The organism is Streptomyces sp. NPDC102441 (assembly GCF_044765585.1).
Lineage (GTDB): Bacteria > Actinomycetota > Actinomycetes > Streptomycetales > Streptomycetaceae > Streptomyces.
This window is the reverse complement of the sequence record NZ_JBIWKH010000022.1, coordinates 71,926-90,764: the sequence shown is the minus strand read 5'-3', so window position 1 is coordinate 90,764 and position 18,839 is coordinate 71,926. Positions and strand designations below refer to the sequence as shown.

16 protein-coding genes and 2 pseudogenes are annotated in these 18,839 nt (G+C 67.1%); 6 read left to right on the top strand and 12 right to left on the bottom strand.

The genetic code is table 11. The features are described 5' to 3' along the window. Positions 1-2 precede the first annotated feature (2 nt). Positions 3-1,010 (top strand): GlxA family transcriptional regulator, encoded by a 1,008-nt coding sequence (locus ACIREO_RS36150; RefSeq protein ID WP_404118356.1) that lies wholly within the window; start codon positions 3-5, stop codon positions 1,008-1,010. 987 nt (positions 1,011-1,997) lie between these two features. Then, the gene (locus tag ACIREO_RS36145; RefSeq protein WP_404118353.1) at positions 1,998-3,209 is read left to right on the top strand and encodes a helix-turn-helix transcriptional regulator; all 1,212 of its coding nucleotides are present in this window, start codon (positions 1,998-2,000) and stop codon (positions 3,207-3,209) included. Between the two features lie 942 nt (positions 3,210-4,151). On the opposite strand, the gene ACIREO_RS36140 is transcribed toward ACIREO_RS36145, so the two are convergent. From ACIREO_RS36140 to ACIREO_RS36115, 6 genes are all read right to left on the bottom strand, one after another. Continuing rightward, positions 4,152-4,736 (bottom strand): hypothetical protein, encoded by a 585-nt coding sequence (locus ACIREO_RS36140; RefSeq protein WP_404118350.1) that lies wholly within the window; start codon positions 4,734-4,736, stop codon positions 4,152-4,154. Between the two features lie 200 nt (positions 4,737-4,936). Then, the gene (locus ACIREO_RS36135; protein WP_404118348.1) at positions 4,937-5,404 is read right to left on the bottom strand and encodes a hypothetical protein; all 468 of its coding nucleotides are present in this window, start codon (positions 5,402-5,404) and stop codon (positions 4,937-4,939) included. Between the two features lie 12 nt (positions 5,405-5,416). Continuing rightward, positions 5,417-6,289 (bottom strand): P22 phage major capsid protein family protein, encoded by an 873-nt coding sequence (locus ACIREO_RS36130; RefSeq protein WP_404118345.1) that lies wholly within the window; start codon positions 6,287-6,289, stop codon positions 5,417-5,419. Between the two features lie 3 nt (positions 6,290-6,292). Next, positions 6,293-6,553, bottom strand: a complete 261-nt coding sequence (locus ACIREO_RS36125; protein ID WP_404118343.1) for a hypothetical protein — start codon at positions 6,551-6,553, stop codon at positions 6,293-6,295. Between the two features lie 1,361 nt (positions 6,554-7,914). Beyond that, a complete protein-coding gene (locus ACIREO_RS36120) occupies positions 7,915-8,109 on the bottom strand; it encodes a hypothetical protein (protein ID WP_404118340.1) in 195 nt (64 codons plus the stop codon). A gap of 282 nt (positions 8,110-8,391) precedes the next feature. Next, entirely contained in the window at positions 8,392-10,170 is a 1,779-nt protein-coding gene (locus tag ACIREO_RS36115; protein WP_404118338.1) for a recombinase family protein, read from the bottom strand. 67 nt (positions 10,171-10,237) lie between these two features. On the opposite strand from ACIREO_RS36115, the gene ACIREO_RS36110 reads away from it, so the two are divergent. The 3 genes and pseudogenes from ACIREO_RS36110 to ACIREO_RS36100 all read left to right on the top strand — a co-directional run. After that, complete coding sequence (locus tag ACIREO_RS36110) at positions 10,238-10,957, top strand: DsbA family oxidoreductase (RefSeq protein ID WP_404118444.1); 720 nt, start codon at positions 10,238-10,240, stop codon at positions 10,955-10,957. 70 nt (positions 10,958-11,027) lie between these two features. Beyond that, the gene (locus ACIREO_RS36105) at positions 11,028-12,089 is read left to right on the top strand and encodes an aminotransferase class V-fold PLP-dependent enzyme (protein ID WP_404118335.1); all 1,062 of its coding nucleotides are present in this window, start codon (positions 11,028-11,030) and stop codon (positions 12,087-12,089) included. A 132-nt stretch (positions 12,090-12,221) separates the two neighbouring features. Next, positions 12,222-12,406, top strand: a pseudogene (locus ACIREO_RS36100) (alkene reductase); the annotation flags it as partial. 15 nt (positions 12,407-12,421) lie between these two features. Here ACIREO_RS36100 and ACIREO_RS36095 read toward each other — a convergent pair. From ACIREO_RS36095 to ACIREO_RS36085, 3 genes are read right to left on the bottom strand one after another with little or no spacing between them, the layout of a single operon-like run. Beyond that, the gene (locus tag ACIREO_RS36095) at positions 12,422-13,456 is read right to left on the bottom strand and encodes a LacI family DNA-binding transcriptional regulator (protein ID WP_404118333.1); all 1,035 of its coding nucleotides are present in this window, start codon (positions 13,454-13,456) and stop codon (positions 12,422-12,424) included. A 41-nt stretch (positions 13,457-13,497) separates the two neighbouring features. Further along, entirely contained in the window at positions 13,498-14,358 is an 861-nt protein-coding gene (locus ACIREO_RS36090; protein ID WP_404118332.1) for a carbohydrate ABC transporter permease, read from the bottom strand. Beyond that, positions 14,355-15,281 (bottom strand): carbohydrate ABC transporter permease, encoded by a 927-nt coding sequence (locus ACIREO_RS36085; RefSeq protein ID WP_404118329.1) that lies wholly within the window; start codon positions 15,279-15,281, stop codon positions 14,355-14,357. Before ACIREO_RS36085 ends, ACIREO_RS36090 begins: the two co-directional genes overlap by 4 nt. Before the next feature lie 60 nt (positions 15,282-15,341). On the opposite strand from ACIREO_RS36085, the pseudogene ACIREO_RS36080 reads away from it, so the two are divergent. Beyond that, positions 15,342-15,491, top strand: a pseudogene (locus tag ACIREO_RS36080) (glycosyl hydrolase 53 family protein); the annotation flags it as partial. A gap of 38 nt (positions 15,492-15,529) precedes the next feature. Here the strand turns inward: ACIREO_RS36080 and ACIREO_RS36075 are convergent. From ACIREO_RS36075 to ACIREO_RS36065, 3 genes are all read right to left on the bottom strand, one after another. Further along, positions 15,530-16,024, bottom strand: coding sequence for a MarR family winged helix-turn-helix transcriptional regulator (locus ACIREO_RS36075; RefSeq protein WP_404118326.1), 495 nt, complete (start codon positions 16,022-16,024; stop codon positions 15,530-15,532). A gap of 55 nt (positions 16,025-16,079) precedes the next feature. Next, positions 16,080-17,093 carry a VOC family protein gene (locus tag ACIREO_RS36070; RefSeq protein WP_404118323.1) on the bottom strand — a complete coding sequence of 338 codons (1,014 nt, stop codon included), beginning with the start codon at positions 17,091-17,093 and terminating at the stop codon, positions 16,080-16,082. A 130-nt stretch (positions 17,094-17,223) separates the two neighbouring features. Continuing rightward, positions 17,224-18,810: a serine/threonine-protein kinase gene (locus tag ACIREO_RS36065; protein WP_404118322.1), complete on the bottom strand. Its 1,587-nt coding sequence runs from the start codon at positions 18,808-18,810 to the stop codon at positions 17,224-17,226. Between the last annotated feature and the right edge of the window lie 29 nt (positions 18,811-18,839).

Genomic DNA, 18,839 nt, shown 5'->3' with positions numbered 1-18,839 from the left:
CCATGCCGCCCGTGCACCGCGTCGCCGTCGTGGCGACACCGCCCGTGTCGATGTTCAACATCGCGATCCCGGAGATGCTGTTCGGCAAGGTCCTGATCGAGGGACATCCGGGATACGAGACGGTGTTCTGCACCGCGGACCCGGGGCCGGTGCGCACCAGCAACGGGCTGGACGTGCACATCGTGGGCGGGCTGGACGTCGTCAGGACCGCCGACACGGTGATCATCGCCGGTGCGGGATCCCGCGAGGAGTCGGACCCGCGCACTCTGGTCGCCCTGCGGGAGGCCGCGGCGTCCGGCAAGCGGATCGCGTCGATCTGCACAGGTGCGTTCGCCCTCGCCGAGGCGGGTCTGCTCGACGGCCGTGCCGCCACGACGTACTGGGCGTACACCGGCGAACTCGGTGACCGCTACCCGGCGATCGACCTCCAGAAGGACGTCCTCTTCGTCCAGGACGGCCAGGTCCTGACCTCGTCCGGATACGCCGCCGGGATCGACCTCTGCCTGCACATCATCCGCCACGACTACGGCGCCGCCGTCGCGAACCACGTCGCACGTCTCGCCCTGGTCGCACCCGTACGCCAGGGCGGGCAGACCCAGTTCACCGACACTCCGCTGCCGCCCGAGCGCGGGGTCTCCTTCGCCTGCACCCGTGCCTGGGCGATGCAGCACCTCGACGAGCCGCTGACGCTCACCGATCTCGCGCGGAACGCCGGTGTGTCGATCCGGACGCTCTCGCGCCGCTTCCATGCCGAGACGGGGCTCAGCCCGCTCCAGTGGCTGCTGCACCAGCGCATCGAGCGCGCCCGCGAACTCCTGGAGACCACGGCCCTTCCCATGGACCAGGTCGCCAGGGCCAGCGGCCTCGGCACGGCGGACTCGTTGCGCCAGCACATCCAGCGGCGACTCGGGCTCACCCCGAGTGCCTACCGCGCGTCCTTCAGCCGACTGTCCGGCCCGGTCGCCGTCGCGTCCCTGCCCGTCGCGGTTCTTGCCACACCGATGAAGTAGGGCAGCGCCCTCCGGTGAGTGGCCGTGCCGGATACGGCCGACGCCCATCCGAAAGCCGTTCAAGGTTCATCTTCTGCAGAAAGTCTCCTCATGCGGCCACGGAGGCAGGCGCCGGGAATCAGCCGCCGCGTCCCCACGTTGAACGGGCGGCGGAGGCTCCCTCCGCACCGGTATCCGCAGAACTGGAGAACAGAAGAGTCATGCGCGTCGAGATCTGGAGCGACATCGCCTGCCCGTGAACCAACAGACCCATAGGTTAGCGCACCCTGTCTGACCTGCGCAGATGAACGCAGAAAGACCCCGCCCATGCGCCACGGGGGCAGCACACGGACGGGGCCGTAACACCCGCTCCTACCGCACCGCGCCGACGCGATCACGGGAGGGGCGGGAACCTAGCGGGCAGCCCCGAGGACGTACCCGAGGAATGCCCACAGCGAGAGACCGGCGAGACGCCAGGCATACCGGCTCACCACGCGATGCGCCCGGCATCTCCGCCGACGCACGCGGGGCAGGGGCGCTTGAAGGTGAAGTCGCACAACTCGCAACCGGTGAACCCACAGCAGCCGTCGCACCAAATGCGCGCGTGCCCGGCGCACGTTCCGCAGTAGGACTTGGGCCGGTCGTCCTGGACTAGAACCGGGGCCGGTATCGCCTTACGTTTTCGCCGCTGTTTGGCCGGTGCTTTGGTACGCGGTCTCTCGGGAGCGGTCGTCATTAGTGGCCCTCGGGGTGCCGCCGCATCAACACGTTTACGTCCGTGATCGTCGTTCGGTCGTTGACCACCCGCGCCCGCTCACGAACATTCGATAGCTCCGCGCAACCGGCGCATCCCTCTACGGGCGTCGGCTCTAGTTCGCCTAACCGCAGCGGGAGTTCAACGGTCCCTATGCTGTACCTCGTCGGCTCGGTCATGCGGAACAGCGTCGGGCCGGAATGGATCAACAACTAGCGGCCCCGTGTAGGCCAACTGTCGGCCAGACTGGACACATGGGGAACAGCGTCGGGACCAACATCAGACAACAGCGCGAACGGCTCGGGTGGAGTCAGGCGCGCTTAGCGCGGGAAGTCTGCCGGGCCGCTGGTGTGGTCGGTGATCCGGTCGGCCGTCAGGAAGTCAGCCGGTGGGAAACCGGGAAGCGCACGCCGCGCGAATGGCTGCCCTTCCTCGCTGCGGCGCTGGCCGTTCCCGTGGATGCGCTCACAACGCCACTCGCGCCCGCCGTGCCGCCTCTACCGACACTTGCGGACTTCCTCCCCGCCGAGGACCCGCTAGAGCCGCTGAGCGCCCGTACAGGCGTCCGGGTCGGCATGGGTCAGGTGGACGACCTGCAACAGCGGGTGCACGGCCTACGGCTCGCTGATGACTTTCTGGCCGGTGGGGATCTGATGCGGCCAGCACTGCGGGAACTTAGAACGGCTGTTCGAACGTTCCGTGAACACTTGTATACCGAAACCGTGGGCCGTCAACTCCTCGTGCAAATCGGGGAGTTGGCACAGATCGCCGGGTGGATCGCGTCGGACGCTGGCCAGCACGCGGAGGCTGAGCGCATCTACCGGCTAGGACTCAGCGCGGCGACGCAGGCCGAGGACCGGACGCTAGCCGGAAACCTGGCCGGTTCGCTGGCCTACCAACTCAGCAACACGGGGCGGGAGTTGGAAGGGCTACACCTCGCCCGCGCCGCTCTGGATGGGGCCGGTTCCGACGCTCCCCCAAAGGCCCGTGCGCTGTACCTCGATCGGGTGGCATGGGCACATACGAAATCCGGGGGAACCGAGAATACACAGCAGGCAATGCGGACTCTCGGGGAAGCAAGCGAAGCGCTAAGCACGGACAGCGAGGGAACCGAGTCACCGGCGTATCTGTATTGGGTGGACGCCGGGGAATTGCAAGTCATGGAATCGCGCGTCTACACAGAACTGCGCCGACCGCTCCGCGCGGTGCCGTTGCTCCGTGATGTCCTCGGCCGCTATGACGCCACACACACGCGGGAACTCGCGCTCTATCTGTCGTGGCTTGCCGTTGCCTACGCCGACGCGAACGAACCCGAGGAGGCGGCGGCGACGGCGGAACGGGTCATCTCGTTGTCGGCAGATGTGGCCAGCGAGCGGACGGCGGAGCGCGTGCGGGTGATCCTGGCGCGGCTCGCTGAGTACGCCGACGTACCCGAGGTGCGGGCCGTACTGGACTGGGCCGCCTAGGAAGGCGATAAAGGATGGATGCAGGACTAGCCGCAGTGTGCGGCGCATTGGCGGGCTCGCTGGGCACAATTGGTGCCGCCTTCGCCTCTGGGCGTGCGCAAAGGGCGGGTGCCGAAATTGCCGCACGCGCAGAGCATCGGAAGTCCCGGCGCGAGCCGCGAGAGGTCACATATAAAGGCTATGCCGACGCCGTGGCCGTCCTGTTGGACTGGGAATATTATGACGACGAACCAAATCAGGACGGCGAGCTGAAACCGATATTGCTTGACGTACGGCGGAGATGGACAGAGGTTCTTTTCGCCGGGCCCAAAAGAGTGGCAGGCCCTGCGGACCATCTAATGTATGCATGTGCGGAATTTCGGAAGGCTGTGCGAGAAAGAGCGGAAACCAATTTCGACAGCCCTAGGGAATTGGTGGTAGAGGCACGGAAGCAAATGCTTCTACACTTTTCGCTGTTCGTGGAAGCGGCCCAGAACGCGTTGGATGATGATGGGTCGCGGCGGCGGTTCAGGGGTTGATCTCCTACAAATTGCAGGTGAAGTTTTCGCCAGGGGTGGTTGGGGAATAGGCCCTCAATGGGCCGAGGCCGGCAGAAGTTGCCCCTTTCGATCAAAGGCGCTGGGCGAGGAGTTCGCCACGGTTGGTGACCGGTGAGCGTTTGGGCGACCCCGAAACCCGTACACGGACAGAGGTGCCAAGACCTTGCGGTCCCCAAAGGTCCGGTTTTCGGCTACCCCCCCACCCTCTCGGTCACAAATTGTCACCATTAAATGCAAGGCTGCTCACGTAGCGCGCCGCTCCTGCTTACGCTCACGCTGCAACTGCTCGAACTCATGCATTGGCATGGTCGTAACCAGGCGACAGGCACCCTGCCGCAATCCGCGAAGGGGGCACCGGGGTTTCACTTCCTCGGCTCCGCAGTACCCGCAGTGGATGGGCCGATCATTGCTCATCGCGCCGCTCCTTTCGCTCTGCATTAAACGCGTCCTGAAAGGCCCGCACCTGATCGCGTCCAGAACCGGGCGTCGCCTTGAACCGGGCCAGGTACTCATCCCGCTTGGAGGCATCCTCGGTCGGAATTTCGAGACCCCGGAACAGCGGAAGGGTCTGACAGTGGCAACCCTTGTGGAACTGGTCCGGCTCCATGAACTTGGAATAGGCAGCGCCTCGGCTAGCGAGCATTGCGCAGAAACCGCACGGGTCGGCGTCGGTCTTGCGATACCAGCCGATCACGTCGGCGTCATTCTCCCGAGCCTCGGCCAGCGCATCACGCCCGCCCGATTCGGCAAGTCGGCCAGCATCTAGGGCGAGGTTTCGACCGGCGCTTTCCATTGCGTCGTCAAGGGACTTGAGGAATTCCGGATCGTCCAACCGGCCGCGCTTGACTTCCTCGCGGAGTGGGGCCGTGTGGACGTAGTAACTCACCTTGGCCTTACCGGCCTCCGCCGCAATGTCTCGGCTTTCCCATAGGTCGTCGTCGCCAGCGTCGCCGGTAGCCGCCTTGCGGGCCGCCTGGTGGTACTTCATACCCTCGGCGTACGAGCGGCTGCAGGAGGCATTAACGAGAGCCTGAAACTCCCGGACAACAGCCGGTGATCCCTCGGCCGCTCGCTGCGGAGACAAGCCACGCCACCAGGACGCGACCCGCTCCAACAGCGAGGCAGAGATATCTACTTGGGCTTGGTAGTAAGCCTGCGAGGCAGCGTCGAATTCCGACTGCCGACTCACTAGAACTCACGCTGCGCACGAACAATGCGGCTTACGACTCCGCCGGAATTCGTATCGGTCGGATCAAGGCCGCCCACACCAAATCCGGAGGAACCGGCGCTCAGGTGCTTGGACAGTGTCTGCGCCTCGGCCTCTAGCTCCTCGGCGGATACACCGCGCAGGAACGGGACCAGCTCGTCAGAGAGCCCGTGACGGCGCGCGACACGCTCACGCTCTAGCGCCATCTCGGCGGCCTTTACGCGCGATTCGGCGTCGTCCACCTGGGCGTGGAACTGCTGGCGCAGATCCTCGGATGTGCGGAGCGCGTTAGCCGTCATCTCTAGCTCGGCCCGCAGACCATCTAGGGACGGCTCAGTGCCCGTCTCCGGGGTGGAACCGATCTCGGGGACCGATTCCACCTCCGGTGCCTCAATGAGGCTTACAGCGGGCTCCTGTGGCGTCTCCGGGGTGTTCTCGATGTCAGCCACAATCACCACTCCTTACGCGGCAGGCGTGAACTTGAGGCCGACAGCGCGCTGTGCATCCAGGACCGTTGCGCCCACGAACGCCTCAACGACGCTCATCTCCGTACGGGTCTCGCCATTGAAGGACACGAACCAGGTCATTGCGTAACCCTGGCCGTCGTCATCCGTTGCCGACGCGCCGGAAACCGACTCCGGCTTTGCCGGTGCCTTGATAGCAGCGGCAAAAGCCTCACGGGTCATTGCAACAGCGCCATCCTCGATGAATGGCGACATGTAAACGTCGAATCCATGCAGGCGGCCCACGATTGCGTCACGGAGTGCGGACGGCGAACCGGCGGAATCGACGTTCGAAAGGTTGGGGTCCATGAGCAGCGCGCGCTTAACGTTTGGGCTCACGACCAGGACGCGCGACTTTGCGCCGACCTTGCGCGTGTCCAGGATCTCGCCAGCCTCGGTAATCGCGTCACGCGGATTGGCCGGATCGATCGTCAGCGTGGCACCGGAAATGGCTGGCTGCATAACGGTGGCAATCTCCTCCTCGATCATCTCGGCCACACCGGCAACCTGCGGCATGAGAACCTGTGCGCTAAAGCTCTCAATCCCTAGGGTCATATCCATAGCGTTCAGCTCTAGAGGCTGCATCGCGTGAGTGTTCAGCGTGACGGAAACCGTCTGCTCATTTAGCGGCGTACTGATAGCCGAGGTGGAGCCGGTGAACTTGGATGCCTGGAGAATGCGCGGGATACGGACGCGGACCGTGTCACCCCGGCCGCCCATGAAATCGGACTCGGCGTCACGGAACACGAGACGGCCTAGAACTAGCTCGGCCTTGAGCAGCGATGCGGCGTTCTTGGCGACTGCGTTGCTTACGGCGAAGATGTTAGCCATGGGTTAGACCTCCTCGGAAAGGCGTTTGAAATCGACGCTCGTTAGCCCGGCACGCTTTGCCTTGCGGTGCGCGGTCCCGATGTTGAGATCAGCGATAAGGCCGTTCACGGACTCGCGTACGTCGTCGCCCGTCACGACGCCATCGCAAAGCAGCTCGACGGCGAATAGGCGGTGCGAGTCCAGAACGGTGTACGGGTCGGCAACAACGCCCGCGCTGTACTGGTTAAAGGCGAACTTGGCGTCAGCCTGGAGGTCTGGGGACATGCGTATTTCCAATCAAAACAAGGACGCCCCCGGCAGTCGCTATGACCACCGGGGGCGATACCAAATCAACCGCTATTTCTAATGGAGTGGACCGGCTTACGATCACCGGCCCATAGTCATAAGTAACCGTCTACGCGGCCTTGGCGCGGTTGCGTCGTGCCCATTCACGTTTACGGGAACGCTCACGCTCCAACTTGCATCCGTCGCATATCTGCGGCCAGCGGCGAGACGACACAGCGGGGCGGGTCACGGTGAATTCATGGGCGCACTCGCGGCATGTGCCGGTGAACCGCTTCTGTCCGTGGCTCATGTCCACCCACCCGGCGGCCGTCGCCCAAGACTTGACTACCGAAAGGGTCTGCGACTGACGCCGGACAGCGATCCGGGTAAGGCGCTCTGCGGCGCTGTCCAGCTCCCAAAGGGGCCGCCATGGGTCGTCCAGTGCATCACGCAGCGAACGGGCCGCTATGGCGCGCGTGGCGACTTCTGGGTATGGCTGTGGGATATCGGCGCGTCGGCCTAGTAGTCGGTGTGATTCCGACTCAGCCTCGGCCGGTATGTCGCGGGTGATGAAACCAGCCTCTTCAATTGCACCGCGAGCAGACGTAGCCGAGGGGTTGAACTCGATACCTAGCAGGGAAGCGGCGGACGCCCAATCGGGCGCACCAAGGAAGGTCATTTCGTAAGCCTCCAAGAGAAAACCCCCACATCTGAGCCGGCCTGGGGGGTGGGAATTTGAAAGTCGAGGAGCCGCTAGGGGAAGGGACCACACCTTGACGTTTAGGGGTGGTCAGGGTGTGTCGAGTGCCGTTCTCGGGGAGAGTTTTGGTTCCCCTTGGGGTTCTTACGGGGCGACCTAGTTCTATGTAGAGAATCGACACTCAACACAAAGACAGAAAAAGAGAGAGAAATCTATTTCCCTTCCCGCTGTCGCCGTTCGCCCTTCCGCTGGTAGGCGGCACGGTCCTTACAGCGGCGCCCGCAGTAAAGGGCCGGTCGGCCGACTCCCTTGTCTGGCACGGGGTTTGTGCACTCGGGGCCAGCGCAGCCACCGGCGGGAAACAGCACGGCGTTAACCATTTCCAGGGCTTCACGCATAGCTTCGTGAACCGCTTCCGCTGTCGGGTGGCCAGATGGGATAGCGGCCCACGCTGCCGACTCGGCGCGTTGTAGAGCTACGCGTATTACGTCGTAACTCGACTTTCGAGGCGGTCGGTTCTGCGCAAGTCCGTCGTAAGTCGGTTCGTTCATGGCTTGATTCCTCTCAAGTCCGCTAAAGGGTTAGCCGATTCCGCGAATGTCCGTCGCAAGTCCGCGTGGTTCCACGAAAGGCGTGGGCGATTACACGAATGTCCGCTTAATCAGATCGAGGAAAGTTCGATCTCTTGGAAACCCAGAACGTCGAATGCCATGACGTCCTCGATGATGTCGGCGTAGCCGTCAAGGCTGGCCATCACCCCGGGGTCGCTGACTGCGAGCTTGGCGACTATCCCGCGAAGCATCGGAAGCATTTCGTCCAGGACGTACAGCGCGGCTTCTTCGGGGTTGCTAAACATGTTGTTCCCTCTCGGTGGCTTGTTGGCCTCTCGACACCCAATAGGGGAGCCGGTTAAGTCCGTCGGGAAACGGAGAGTGTGTGAGTAAAGAGGCGGTAATCACGGAGAGTAATGCTTTCGTTACGGTTACGTATACGGTTCCCTGCGGGTCTGCCGGGACCGGGTCGGCATCCGTGGGCAGCGAGTGAGGGAGAGGCGCTTAGGGCCCCGCCTGTGGCTTCCTGGGGGCATAGCAGAGGGCCCCGCCCGGATCTCTCTCCGAACGGGGCCCCGATGGTTTGGCTAGACGTTCTCTGCTGCCTTGCGGCGCTGGCGTGTCCGCTCCACCAAGTCCATGCCCGCATCCACAGCGGCCAGCGCGGACGGGTCGCTCTCGTCCCGCCAGTGGACCGTCAGCCGGTCAAGGATCGGGGTTCGGTCACCCCGGCACCTCGGCGCTGCCAGAACGATTCCCTTTTCCGTCAACGTGGCTTTCAGTAGCGCGCGCTGTCCGCCGATACCCGCACCGTTCCAGAGAGCCGTAAGCGCCTCGGGGTCCATGAGTGGGGAAAGGTCCGCCTCTACGGACAGCGTGGCCAGCTCTGTCTTGTGCGCGTCGATCTGCGCGCTCAGCTCGCTCATCAGATACTCGTAATCCGCCTCGCTCATCCGGCCGATCACCCATCGTTCTTTGTTGAGCCCCATCTGTCGGCCGACCGCCGATTCGAGAGCGGCCAGTACTTGCGCCTTGCGCGCCTCTTTCGATGGGTCCTTGTACGACAGCCACTCTTTGGCGATCGCGTGCAACGTGTCCGACTCGGGGGAGAGGCTGAGTACGTGGTTAATCCACAGTGTCTCAACCGCTGAATCAATGCGGGTGCGTTCGGTGGCGACACCCTTGCATGACGATTCCCCCTCGGTCTGCCGTGCGTAACAGCGGTAGTTGACCCCGCCGTTAGCCATCGGTCCGGCACACAATCCGCAGCGCAGTGAGGCGGAAAGAAGGGCGACGATTTCCCGCTTTCCTCGGGTTCGGTCTCCGATGCTGGTTCCCTTCTGTGACCGGCTGGCAAGAATGGACTTGATCTTGACGTGTTCCGCGAATGTGATCACGCCCTCCCCGCAGGCGATAGGGTGCCCGTTCTTGTCCATAAGGGGGGAACCGCCCCGGTGATACTTGCCGGTCCACTGGTCGTGTTCATCGAGAATGCGATCTCGCTGTGCGACTAGACCGGCCCAAGTGACAGCGTGGGCGAGGCTGATGATTCCGGGGCCGGTCCATCGTTTGCCGGTTCGGCTGACCTTTCTCTCCTTGTTGAGCTTGTCAGCAATCCAGTTGGGCGTCTTACGGTCTAGCAGGTACTCGGCAATGCGTCGAGCGAGCGGATATTCCTTGGGGTCGTGTTCCAGCTTCCCGCCAGCGGAGTGCAGACCGAACGGCGTAACGCCACCGGTCCACTTACCCGCTGCCTTGTTGGCGTCGATACCCAGCTTGGTGAACTGCGAAATATCGGCAGCCTGTTCCCGTGCTATCTCGCTCATTGCCGCAAGCGTCACTCGGGAACGCGTAGCAGAGTCGATGTTCTCGGACACGACGTAGAACCGCGCGCCCCTTGCTGCGAACGTGTCGAGTAGTAGGCCGACCTGTCCCATTCCCCGGCGGGAGAGTCGAGAGGTTTTGAATACGTACAGGGTCTTTGAGAGATGTAGATCGGTAATTGCCGCTGTGGCGTTCTCAAATTCCTCGCGGCGGACGTACGCCTTGGAGGCTGAGCGCTGCTCAAACCAAACGTGGCGTACCTTTTTCTCCTCGCTCTGTGCGTGAGCACACATGCGGCGAACCTGTTCGCGCAGCGCGTTGAACGAGTCGGCAGTGTGCCTTTCCTTCGACCGGCGAACATACATTTCCGCCAAGTCGGCGGGTGCGCCCACCGCCGGAATCCAGAGCCCAAGCTCTCTGAGTTCGTTGTCATCGAACCCGAGTGCGCGCAGCGCGGGGAGGTCATCCCGTTCCATGGTCTTCCGTTCGCCGAAGTTGGGCCGCTCCGGCGTAGGGGTTGGCCGTGCGTCTCCGGTGTTCACGAGCGTGCTCGTTAAGCGAAAACCCGAGAGAATCGGTAAAACCCCTGGTCAGAGCGGTGTGGCTCCGTTGGTCCATGGGTGCCCGTGGTGCTACGTCGGAAAGGCACGCTTCGAGAAGGGGCTGGCCGGGTTCGCCCACCGTGACGAGGTCGAGGTGGTCCACCGCTCCTTCGAGCTCGACCCCGGACGGGCCAAGGGTGACACCGAGCTGGTGATCGACATGCTGGCCCAGAAGTACGGGCGCAGCCCGGAGGAAGCCCGTGCCATGGAGGGCAACGTCGCGGCGAACGCGCAGGCCGAGGGGCTCGGCTACCGCACCGAGGGGCGTGACCACGGCAACACCTTCGACATCCACCGGCTGCTCCACCTCGCCAAGGCCCGAGGGCGCCAGGACGAGCTGCTGACGCTCGTCTACCGGGCGAACTTCGCCGAGGAGCGCTCGGTCTTCGACGACACGGTGCTGGCCGGTCTGGCAGTCGAGGCGGGGCTCGACGCCGACGAGGCTCGCGCGGTGCTGGCCGACCCCGAGGCGTACGCCGACGACGTACGGGCCGATGAGCGCGAGGCGGCGAAGCTGGGGGCCAGTGCCGTGCCGTTCTTCGTGCTCGACCGTCGCTACGGCATCTCCGGCGGGCAGCCCGCGGAGGTCTTCGCCCAGGCCCTGGAGCAGGCGTGGAAGGACCGTGAGGTCCCCGGTCTCACCCCGGTCGGAGGGGACGCCGAGGCCTGCGACGCGGACGGGGCCTGCGAAGTGCCCCAGGTGGCCCCTTCCGACCAGCGCGTATAAGGATTTCTTGGGCACGCCGCTCGAACTCGCGTAATTGACGCGAGGTTGAGCGGCCGTCAGGCTGTCCCGCATGGAGACTTCTGCGATCGACCAGGCCAGGGCGACCCAGTTCGCGTACGGGACCACCTACCTCAACACCTCCACCTGCGGTCTGCTGCCCCGTCGCGCCGTCGAGGCCGTCAAGGCGCTGGCCGACGTCAGCGCGGCGGGCGTCCGGGGTGGTGTGGGCAGCTCCGAGTCGGTGGAGGCGGCCCGCGCCGGCTTCGCCAGGATCGCCGGTGTCACACCGGCGCGGGTGGCCGTCGGCGGCTCCGTCGCCGCGCATGTGGGGATCGTCGCGGCCTCCCTGCCGGCGGGCTCCGAAGTCCTCGCCCCGGAGGGGGAGTTCAGCTCGGTCGTCAGCCCCTTCGCCGTACGGGGTGATCTGAAGATGCGCTACGTCCCGCTGACCGGGCTGGCCGAGGCGGTGCGGCCCGGTACCGCGGTCGTCGCCTTCTCGGCCGCCCAGTCCTCCGACGGCCGGGTCGCCGACCTGGACGCGGTCCGTGCCGCAGCGGCCGCGCACGGGGCCCGTACGATGCTCGACGCCAGCCAGTCGGCCGGATGGCTGCCGCTGGACGCCGGGGCGTACGACTACACCGTCACCGGCGGGTACAAGTTCCTGATGTGCCCCCGGGGCACGTCCTTCCTGACCGTGACCGAGGCGGCGCAGGAGACCCTGCCGACGCCCTACGCGGGCTGGGTCGCGGCCGAGGACCCGTGGAACAGCACCTACGGGCCGGTCGAGAAGCTCGCCGTCGACGCCCGGCGCTTCGACGAACCGGTCTCGTTCCTCTCCTATCACGGAGCCGAGCAGTCGCTGGACCTGCTGGCCGGGGTCGGGGTAGGCCGCGTGTACGCGCACGCCACCGGGCTCGCGGCCCGCTTCCGGGAGGGCCTGGCGTCGATCGGGCACGAGGCGGTGCCCGGCACCTCCGCGATCGTCGCCGTGCCCGGCCTCGGCGGCCGGGAGCCCGATCTGGCGGCGGCCGGGGTGATGGTCTCGGCCCGCGCGGGGAACCTGAGGGCCGCCTTCCACCTCTACAACACCGAGGCCGACGTCCACCGTGCCCTGGACGTGCTGGCCGGCTGATCTACTGCGTGCGGCAGTCCCCGGCCTGGGTGCAGCGGTTCTCCTCCACCTTGGCGAGCAGCCGGGCCGGCTCCGCGCGCTCGGCCGTTCCAGCCCCGCGAGGGTGTGCTCCTCCAGGCCCCGCCAGGCGCTGTCATCGACGACGGGATCGCCGACATCATCGCCTACGGCGCCCTGTTCCTCGCCGACCCGGACCTGCCGACCCGGACCGGCCGGCCCGGCTGAAGGCCGGCGGGCCCTTCAACACCCCGGACCCGTCGACCTTCTTCGGCGGCGACGCGAAGGGGTACACCGACTGTCCGGCGCTGGACGCCTGAGCGAGCGGCACGCCCCTACGCCGAATCCCGGCGCACCAACTCGGTGGGGAGGATGACCGCGGCCGGGTCCTCCCCGCCGATCTGCGCCAGCAGCACCCGCACCATCTCGGCGCTGATCCGGTCCCACGGCTGGCGGACCGTCGTCAGCTCCGGGCGTGCCGCGAGCGCCGCGGGCGAGTCGTCGAAACCGCCGACCGCGATGTCCTGCGGCACACGCCGGCCCGCCCGCTCCAGCGTGCTCAGTACGCCCTGGGCCATCAGGTCCGACGCGACGAACACCGCGTCCACGTCGGGTGCCCGCTCCAGCAGCAGCGCGGCCGCCGCCTCACCGCCCGCCCGGCTGTAGTCGCCCGGCACGATCAGGGCCTCGTCGACCGGCAGCCCGCACTCGGCGAGCGTCTCCCGGTAACCCGCCAGCCGGTCCACACCGCCCGGGGTGTCCAGCGGCCCGGTGACCGTGGCGATCCGGCGGCGCCCCGACTCGTGGAGGAAGCGCACCATGTCCCGGGCGCCGTTGCGGTCGTCCGCCGCGACATAGCTGACCCGCGACCCCTGCCCGAGCGGCTTCCCGCAGGCCACCAGCGGCACCCCGGCCTCGTGCAGCTGCGCGGCGACCGGGTCACCGGAGTGGTTGGAGACCAGCAGGACCCCGTCCACGTGCCCGGCGATGTAGCGCATGTTGCGGCGCCGCTCCGCCTCCGTGCCCGCGATCATCAGCAGCAGCGGGATGTCGTGCGCGGCGAGCGCGGTGGTGCAGCCCCGCAGCAGCACGTTGAAGTTCGGGTCCTCGAAGAAGCGTTCCTGGGGCTCGGTCAGCAGGAACGCCACCGAGTCGGAGCGTCCGGTGATCAGGGACCTGGCATGCCGGTTCACGGTGTAGCCGGTCCGCCGGATGGCGGACTGAACCGCGTCGAGTGCGGCCGGGCTGACGTTGTGACCGCCGTTGAGCACCCGCGAGACCGTGCCCCGGGAGACCCCGGCCTCCCTGGCGACGTCGTGGATCGTCGGCGGCCGGGGGCGTCCCGCGCCGTTCTGTTCTGTGCGGCTCATGGTGCTGATCTTTCGTGAAGAGGTGCCCTGTTGAGGAGCTGTCAGGACTTTACGGCGCCGGAGAGCAGGTCGAGGCTCCAGAACCGCTGGATCACCAGGAACAGAGCGATCAGCGGGGTGATCGCCAGCAGCGCGCCGGTGATGACCAGCGTGTAGAGCGCCGGGGTGGTCGAACCCTGCTGGAGCAGCGTGTAGAGCCCCAGGGTCACCGGGAACTTCTCGTCGTCGCCGAGCATGATGTAGGGCAGCAGGAAGTTGTTCCAGACCGCCACGAACTGGAACAGGAACACCGTCACCAGACCCGGCAGCATCATCGGCAGCGCGATGGTCCTGAAGATCCGCCACTCGCTGCCGCCGTCCATCCGTCCGGCCTCGATCACATCGGCCGGCACGGCGGCGGCCGCGTAGATCCGGGCGAGGTAGACGCCGTACGGGGAGAGGACCAGCGGCAGCAGCACCGAGAGGTACGAGTCGGTCAGATCGGCCTCGGCCAGCAGCAGGTACTGCGGCACGGCCAGGATCACCGGGGGCATCAGCACCCCGGCGAGCAGGATGTTGAAGACCGTCTCCTTGCCGCGGAAGCGGTACACCGCCAGGGCGTACCCCGAGACCGCGGACACCGCCGTGGACAGCAGGGCGCCCACCCCGGCGTAGAAGGCCGAGTTGGCCATCCACTTCCAGTACACCCCTTCGCGGTACGCCGTGAGATCGGCGACGTTGTCGGTGAACCCGGAGCCCGGCAGGAAGGAGAAGGTGGAGAACAGCTCGCTGCCGGACTTCGTCGAGGCGACCAGGACCCAGGCGACGGGCAGCAGGCAGTACACGGCGCCGAGGAGCAGCGCGGCCGTGGGGACGAGCGGGAAGCGCCGGCGGCCGGGGGCGGCGAGGGACCGGTTGCTCATCGGGAGTCTCCCTGCTTCGTACGGGAGTTGGCGGCCTTGAGGAAGCCGAAGGACAGGACGAGGGTGGCGAGGGCGATGATGACCGCCTGGGCTGCCGCCGCGTGGACGTCGTTGTTGACGAAGGCGTCCTGGTAGACCTTCATCAGCGGACTCCAGGTGGTGGAGAGCGAGTTGGTGAGCGGCTTCAGCGTGGTGGGCTCGCTGAACACCTGGAGCGTCGCGATGATCGAGAAGAAGAAGGTCAGGATCAGCGAGGGCGCCACCATGGGGATCTTGATCCGGAGCGCGATCTGGAGCTGCGAGCAGCCGTCGAGCCGGGCGGCCTCGAAGATCTCGGCGGGGATCGCCCGCAGCGACGTGTAGATCACGATCATGTTGAAGCCGGTGCCGCCCCACACCGCGATGTTGGCCAGCGAGAGGTACAGCGGCCCGCCGTCCAGCAGATCGGGCTGCGGCAGCCCCACCGCGTCGAGCACGTACAGGAAGGGGCTGACATCGGGCAGATACAGGAAGCCCCACATCAGCGCGGCGATGACGCCCGGGATCGCGTACGGCAGGAAGATCGCCAGCCTGGTGAAGCCGCGCAGCCGGAGCCCGTCGGTGTCCAGCAGCAGGGCGAAGAGGAGCGCGAGGCCGAGCATCACCGGGACGACGATCGCGCCGTAGCCGAGGATGCGCAGCGCGCCGTGCAGCAGTTCCGAGTCGGAGAGCGCGTCGGTGTAGTTGGAGACGCCGGCCCAGATCTCGTCGCGGGCGTTCTTGCCGAGGCCGAGCCCCTTGACCTCGGTCCTGCGGAAGCTGAGGTAGACGGCGTAGGCGATGGGCAGGGCGAAGAAGAGCGGGAAGAGGACGGTGGCGGGGACCAGGAAGGCGTACGGGGCGCTCTTGACCCCGTACGCCTTCCTGCGGGGTGTACGTGTCACTCCGAGACTCCGAAGCCCTGCTTCTTTCGACCGCCTCCTGGACCTGCTGCACGTCACGCCGCCGTGTACTGGGAGCCGGCCTGGACGGCGGTCACCGGCAGCGGCTGGGACCCGGCCGACCCCGCGCCGGGCAACGCGTGGGAGAACCAGGCGGTGTTCGACCACGACGGGAAGCTGCTCCCGGCGGCGGAGTGGTTCTCCGAGCGGTAGGGGTCTCTCGTTCGGGTCGGCCCGCGCGAGGACGGCTGTCAGACGGCGCCCGGACCCCCGACGTTGGCCACCATCGCGCGGAGTACCTTCAGCGCGGCGACATACTCCTCGTCGCTGATGCCACGGTGCACCTCGGCGCGAAGCCCGGTCACCAGCTCACGCAGCCGCACCCGGGCGGCCTCTCCGTCGTCGGTGAGACGCAGCCGCTGCCCGTCGTCGGCGTCGAGCCAGCCGCGGTGCAGCAGCTGGTCGACGACGCGGGCGATGTCGTCCGGCCCCTCGGCGAGGGACGTGAGCTGGGCGACGACCTCCTCGCGGGTCGGCGCGGCGGGGCCACCGTGTACCCGGTTGAGCACCCAGTACTGCGGCTGCGTGACGTCGACCCTGGCCATGGCGTCCCGCAGATGGCGGGTGACGGCCGTGTGGGCCAGGCCGCTCCAGTACCCGATGGGCTGGGTGGCCAGTGCGTCGTCGGTGGCCGCCGGGTCTGCCGGCGCCTGGTCGGTGAGGGCGGTGCTGGTCGGCTGTTCCATGGCCGCGACGCTACCGGCGTATCCCTGCCCGGGAAGCCCCGGGGCCGCGTACGGCTCACCGGTCCAGCGGCGCACCGTGCCACTTCCACGAGGTGACACGGTCGAGGCCCGGCAGATCCGCGCGGCCGGTGGACCACAGCAGTACGGTCCACCGGTCGTCGTCGTCCGGGGCGTCGGGGAAGAGCCGGGCCAGCACCCGGTCGCAGAGTTCCCGGGGCGGGGCCCAGGAGAGCGACAGGCCGGCGGCGACGTCGTAGGTGTGCGCGAGGGTCTCCACGACGCCCATCGCGGCGAAGCCCTCCGGGTCGGAGACGCCGTAGGAGTGGTAGGAACGGAGACCGGGCGAGGCGGTCCGCACCATCGCTGCCAGCAGCGCGCCGCTCGCCTCAAGCGTCTGGAGCAGCCCTGCGGTTCCCGCCTCCGGGTTCGCGAAGATCGAGTTCCACGGGCCGCCCTCACGGTCCGGGGCCCAGCGGTAGGGAACCTCGGTCTCCAGCGAGGGTTTGCGCGGGCCGAGCTGGACGGCGTACGCGAAGAGGTCGTCGCTCAGGTGCTCCACGGTCTCCCAGCAGTCCCACGTCAACGACCCCGCCGGGATACGCCAGTCGTCCGCCGGGGACGTCGCGAGGGTGTCGACCGCGAGCCGCACCGCCAGCGTCACGTCGTCGGCCGTGACCGGCAGCCGTGTGCCGGTCAGCGCGGCGCGCTCCGCCGCACCGCACTCCACGCAGAACTCGTTGCCCTCCGGATCCGCCAGGGTCGCCCAGCCGCGCCCGTTCGGCTTGCGGTGGTCGGCGACCAGCGTGGCGCCGAGAGCGAGCAGCCGCTCGACCTCCTCGTCCCGGGTGCGGTCCTCGGGACGGATGTCGAGATGGATCCGGTTCTTGACGCCCTTGGCCTCCGGCACCGTGACGAAGAGCAGCGCCGCCCCCGGCGCCTCCACGAGCGCCTCGGGATCGCCGGGGGCGTCGTCGTCGGAGACGGACGAGCTGAGCACCTCTGCCCAGAACCCGGCCAGCTTGTAGGCGTCGGCGCAGTCGATGGTGATGTGCTGTACGAGCGAAGTCATGGGGCCACTGTCTCCGCTGACCCGCGCCGAGGTCCAGCGAGTTGAACGTTATGGGCCGTTGGGAAGTTGAGGACGGAAAGCGGGTCGGTATGGCCGTTTCGGGTGTCCGCAACTTCCCGACGCCGCCTGGCTAGGGCGCGTCCCTGTCGATCTGGAACCCCTTGCGCACCTGGGCGAATATCGTCTTCCGGTGTTCCCAGTCCGCGCTCGGTGCCGAGAGATAGATCGCGTATTCCGTCCCGCCCGGCTTACCGAACCCGAGGTCCGTGGCGCGGAACACGCGGCTGCGGCCCTGCCAGGTGAACTCCCAGACGGCGGCCGGCATGTCCCTGTAGGCCATGCCCTGCATCCGTATCTGATGGTATCCGGGCAGCTTCCTGTTCTGGACCGAGCTGGCCTCGTCGTTCTTCCAGCGCTGCAGAGGGCCGGTGCTCGTGGAGCCGAGGGCGGAGACGCGCAGGCTGACCAGTCCGGCCGGGTCGATGTAGGCGATGCCCTCGTTGTCGTCCGCGAGCTCCTTGCGGGTCCAGCCGTCGGGCACGGGGAAGGAGACGCCGTACTTTTTCTCGTTCACCAGGTGGTAGCCCTGCGGCACGGCGGGCGGCGGGGGCGTGGGGGAGAGCGTGGCGCTCGCGGACCCGGCGCCGCCCTGGGGGGCCGAGCGGGGGTCCTTGTCCTTGTCGGGCAGCGCGAGGTACGTGCCGCCCACTGCCAGTGCCGCCGTCACGGTCGCGACGGCCGCCCACAGGGCCACACGCCGCCCCCGGCCACGCCCGGCCCCGGGTGCACCGGGCGCGGGAAGGCCCGCCCCGTTCGTCAGGGGTGCCGTCGGCGACGTGCCCGTGGGGGCGGGGCGGATGCGGGGTACGTGCTGGACGCGGGTGGTGTGCGTCAACTCCCGCAGCCGGTCCTCCACTTCCGGCGCCGAGGGCCGATCGGCCGGTTCCTTGGCGAGCAGTTCCCCGATGAGCGGGGCCAGCGCCTCCGCCCCGGCCGGTGGTTCGAGGCTGTCGAAGGCGATCGCGTACGCGGTCTCGTACGGGGTGTTCCGGCGGAACGGCGGTTGCCCTTGCACGGCCTGGTAGAGGGTCGCTCCCAGGGCCCACAGGTCCGATGCGGGGGACGGGTCCAGGCCCCTGAGGCGTTCCGGGGAGAGGAAGTCCATGGAACCGACCAGTTCGCCGGTGCGGGTGAGCGTGGAGGTGTCGGCGACGACGGCGATACCGAAGTCGGTCAGGACCACGCGCCCGTCGGCGCCGAGGAGGACGTTGCCGGGTTTCACATCGCGATGGAGCACTCCGGCGTTGTGCGCCGCCCGCAGCGCCGCGACCATCCCTACGCCGACGTCGACTGCCTCGGGGGCGGTCAGCGGCCCGTTCTCCTTCAGGATCTCATCGAGTGCGGGCGCGGGGACGTGCTCCATGACGATGCAGGGCAGGCCCTCGTCGTCCACCACGTCGTGCACCACCACGACGTTGGGGTGAGCGATCCGCGCGGCGCTGCGTGCCTCACGGCGGGTGCGTTCGAAGAGCCTGGCACGCTCGGAGTCCTCCAGGTGCGGCGGCAGATGCAGCTTCTTGACCGCGACGTAACGGCCGAGCACCTCGTCCTCGGCCTGCCAGACGGTCCCCATGCCGCCGCGGCCTATCCGCTCCAGGAGGCGGTATCGCCCCGCCACCAACCGTCCGGTTTCGTCGGCCCCCGTGCCGTCCAACACTTCGTGCTCCTCATTCAGCGCCCGTTTCG

Excerpts from the sequence above, each read along its gene's own strand:
- ACIREO_RS36150 (WP_404118356.1), top strand. The coding sequence starts at position 3 with ATGCCGCCCGTGCACCGCGTCGCCGTCGTGGCGACACCGCCCGTGTCG.
- ACIREO_RS36145 (WP_404118353.1), top strand. The coding sequence starts at position 1,998 with ATGGGGAACAGCGTCGGGACCAACATCAGACAACAGCGCGAACGGCTC.
- ACIREO_RS36140 (WP_404118350.1), bottom strand. The coding sequence starts at position 4,736 with ATGAAGTACCACCAGGCGGCCCGCAAGGCGGCTACCGGCGACGCTGGC.
- ACIREO_RS36130 (WP_404118345.1), bottom strand. The coding sequence starts at position 6,289 with ATGGCTAACATCTTCGCCGTAAGCAACGCAGTCGCCAAGAACGCCGCA.
- ACIREO_RS36125 (WP_404118343.1), bottom strand. The coding sequence starts at position 6,553 with ATGTCCCCAGACCTCCAGGCTGACGCCAAGTTCGCCTTTAACCAGTAC.
- ACIREO_RS36120 (WP_404118340.1), bottom strand. The coding sequence starts at position 8,109 with ATGTTTAGCAACCCCGAAGAAGCCGCGCTGTACGTCCTGGACGAAATG.
- ACIREO_RS36105 (WP_404118335.1), top strand. The coding sequence starts at position 11,028 with ATGGAGACTTCTGCGATCGACCAGGCCAGGGCGACCCAGTTCGCGTAC.
- ACIREO_RS36095 (WP_404118333.1), bottom strand. The coding sequence starts at position 13,456 with ATGAGCCGCACAGAACAGAACGGCGCGGGACGCCCCCGGCCGCCGACG.
- ACIREO_RS36090 (WP_404118332.1), bottom strand. The coding sequence starts at position 14,358 with ATGAGCAACCGGTCCCTCGCCGCCCCCGGCCGCCGGCGCTTCCCGCTC.
- ACIREO_RS36075 (WP_404118326.1), bottom strand. The coding sequence starts at position 16,024 with ATGGAACAGCCGACCAGCACCGCCCTCACCGACCAGGCGCCGGCAGAC.
- ACIREO_RS36070 (WP_404118323.1), bottom strand. The coding sequence starts at position 17,093 with ATGACTTCGCTCGTACAGCACATCACCATCGACTGCGCCGACGCCTAC.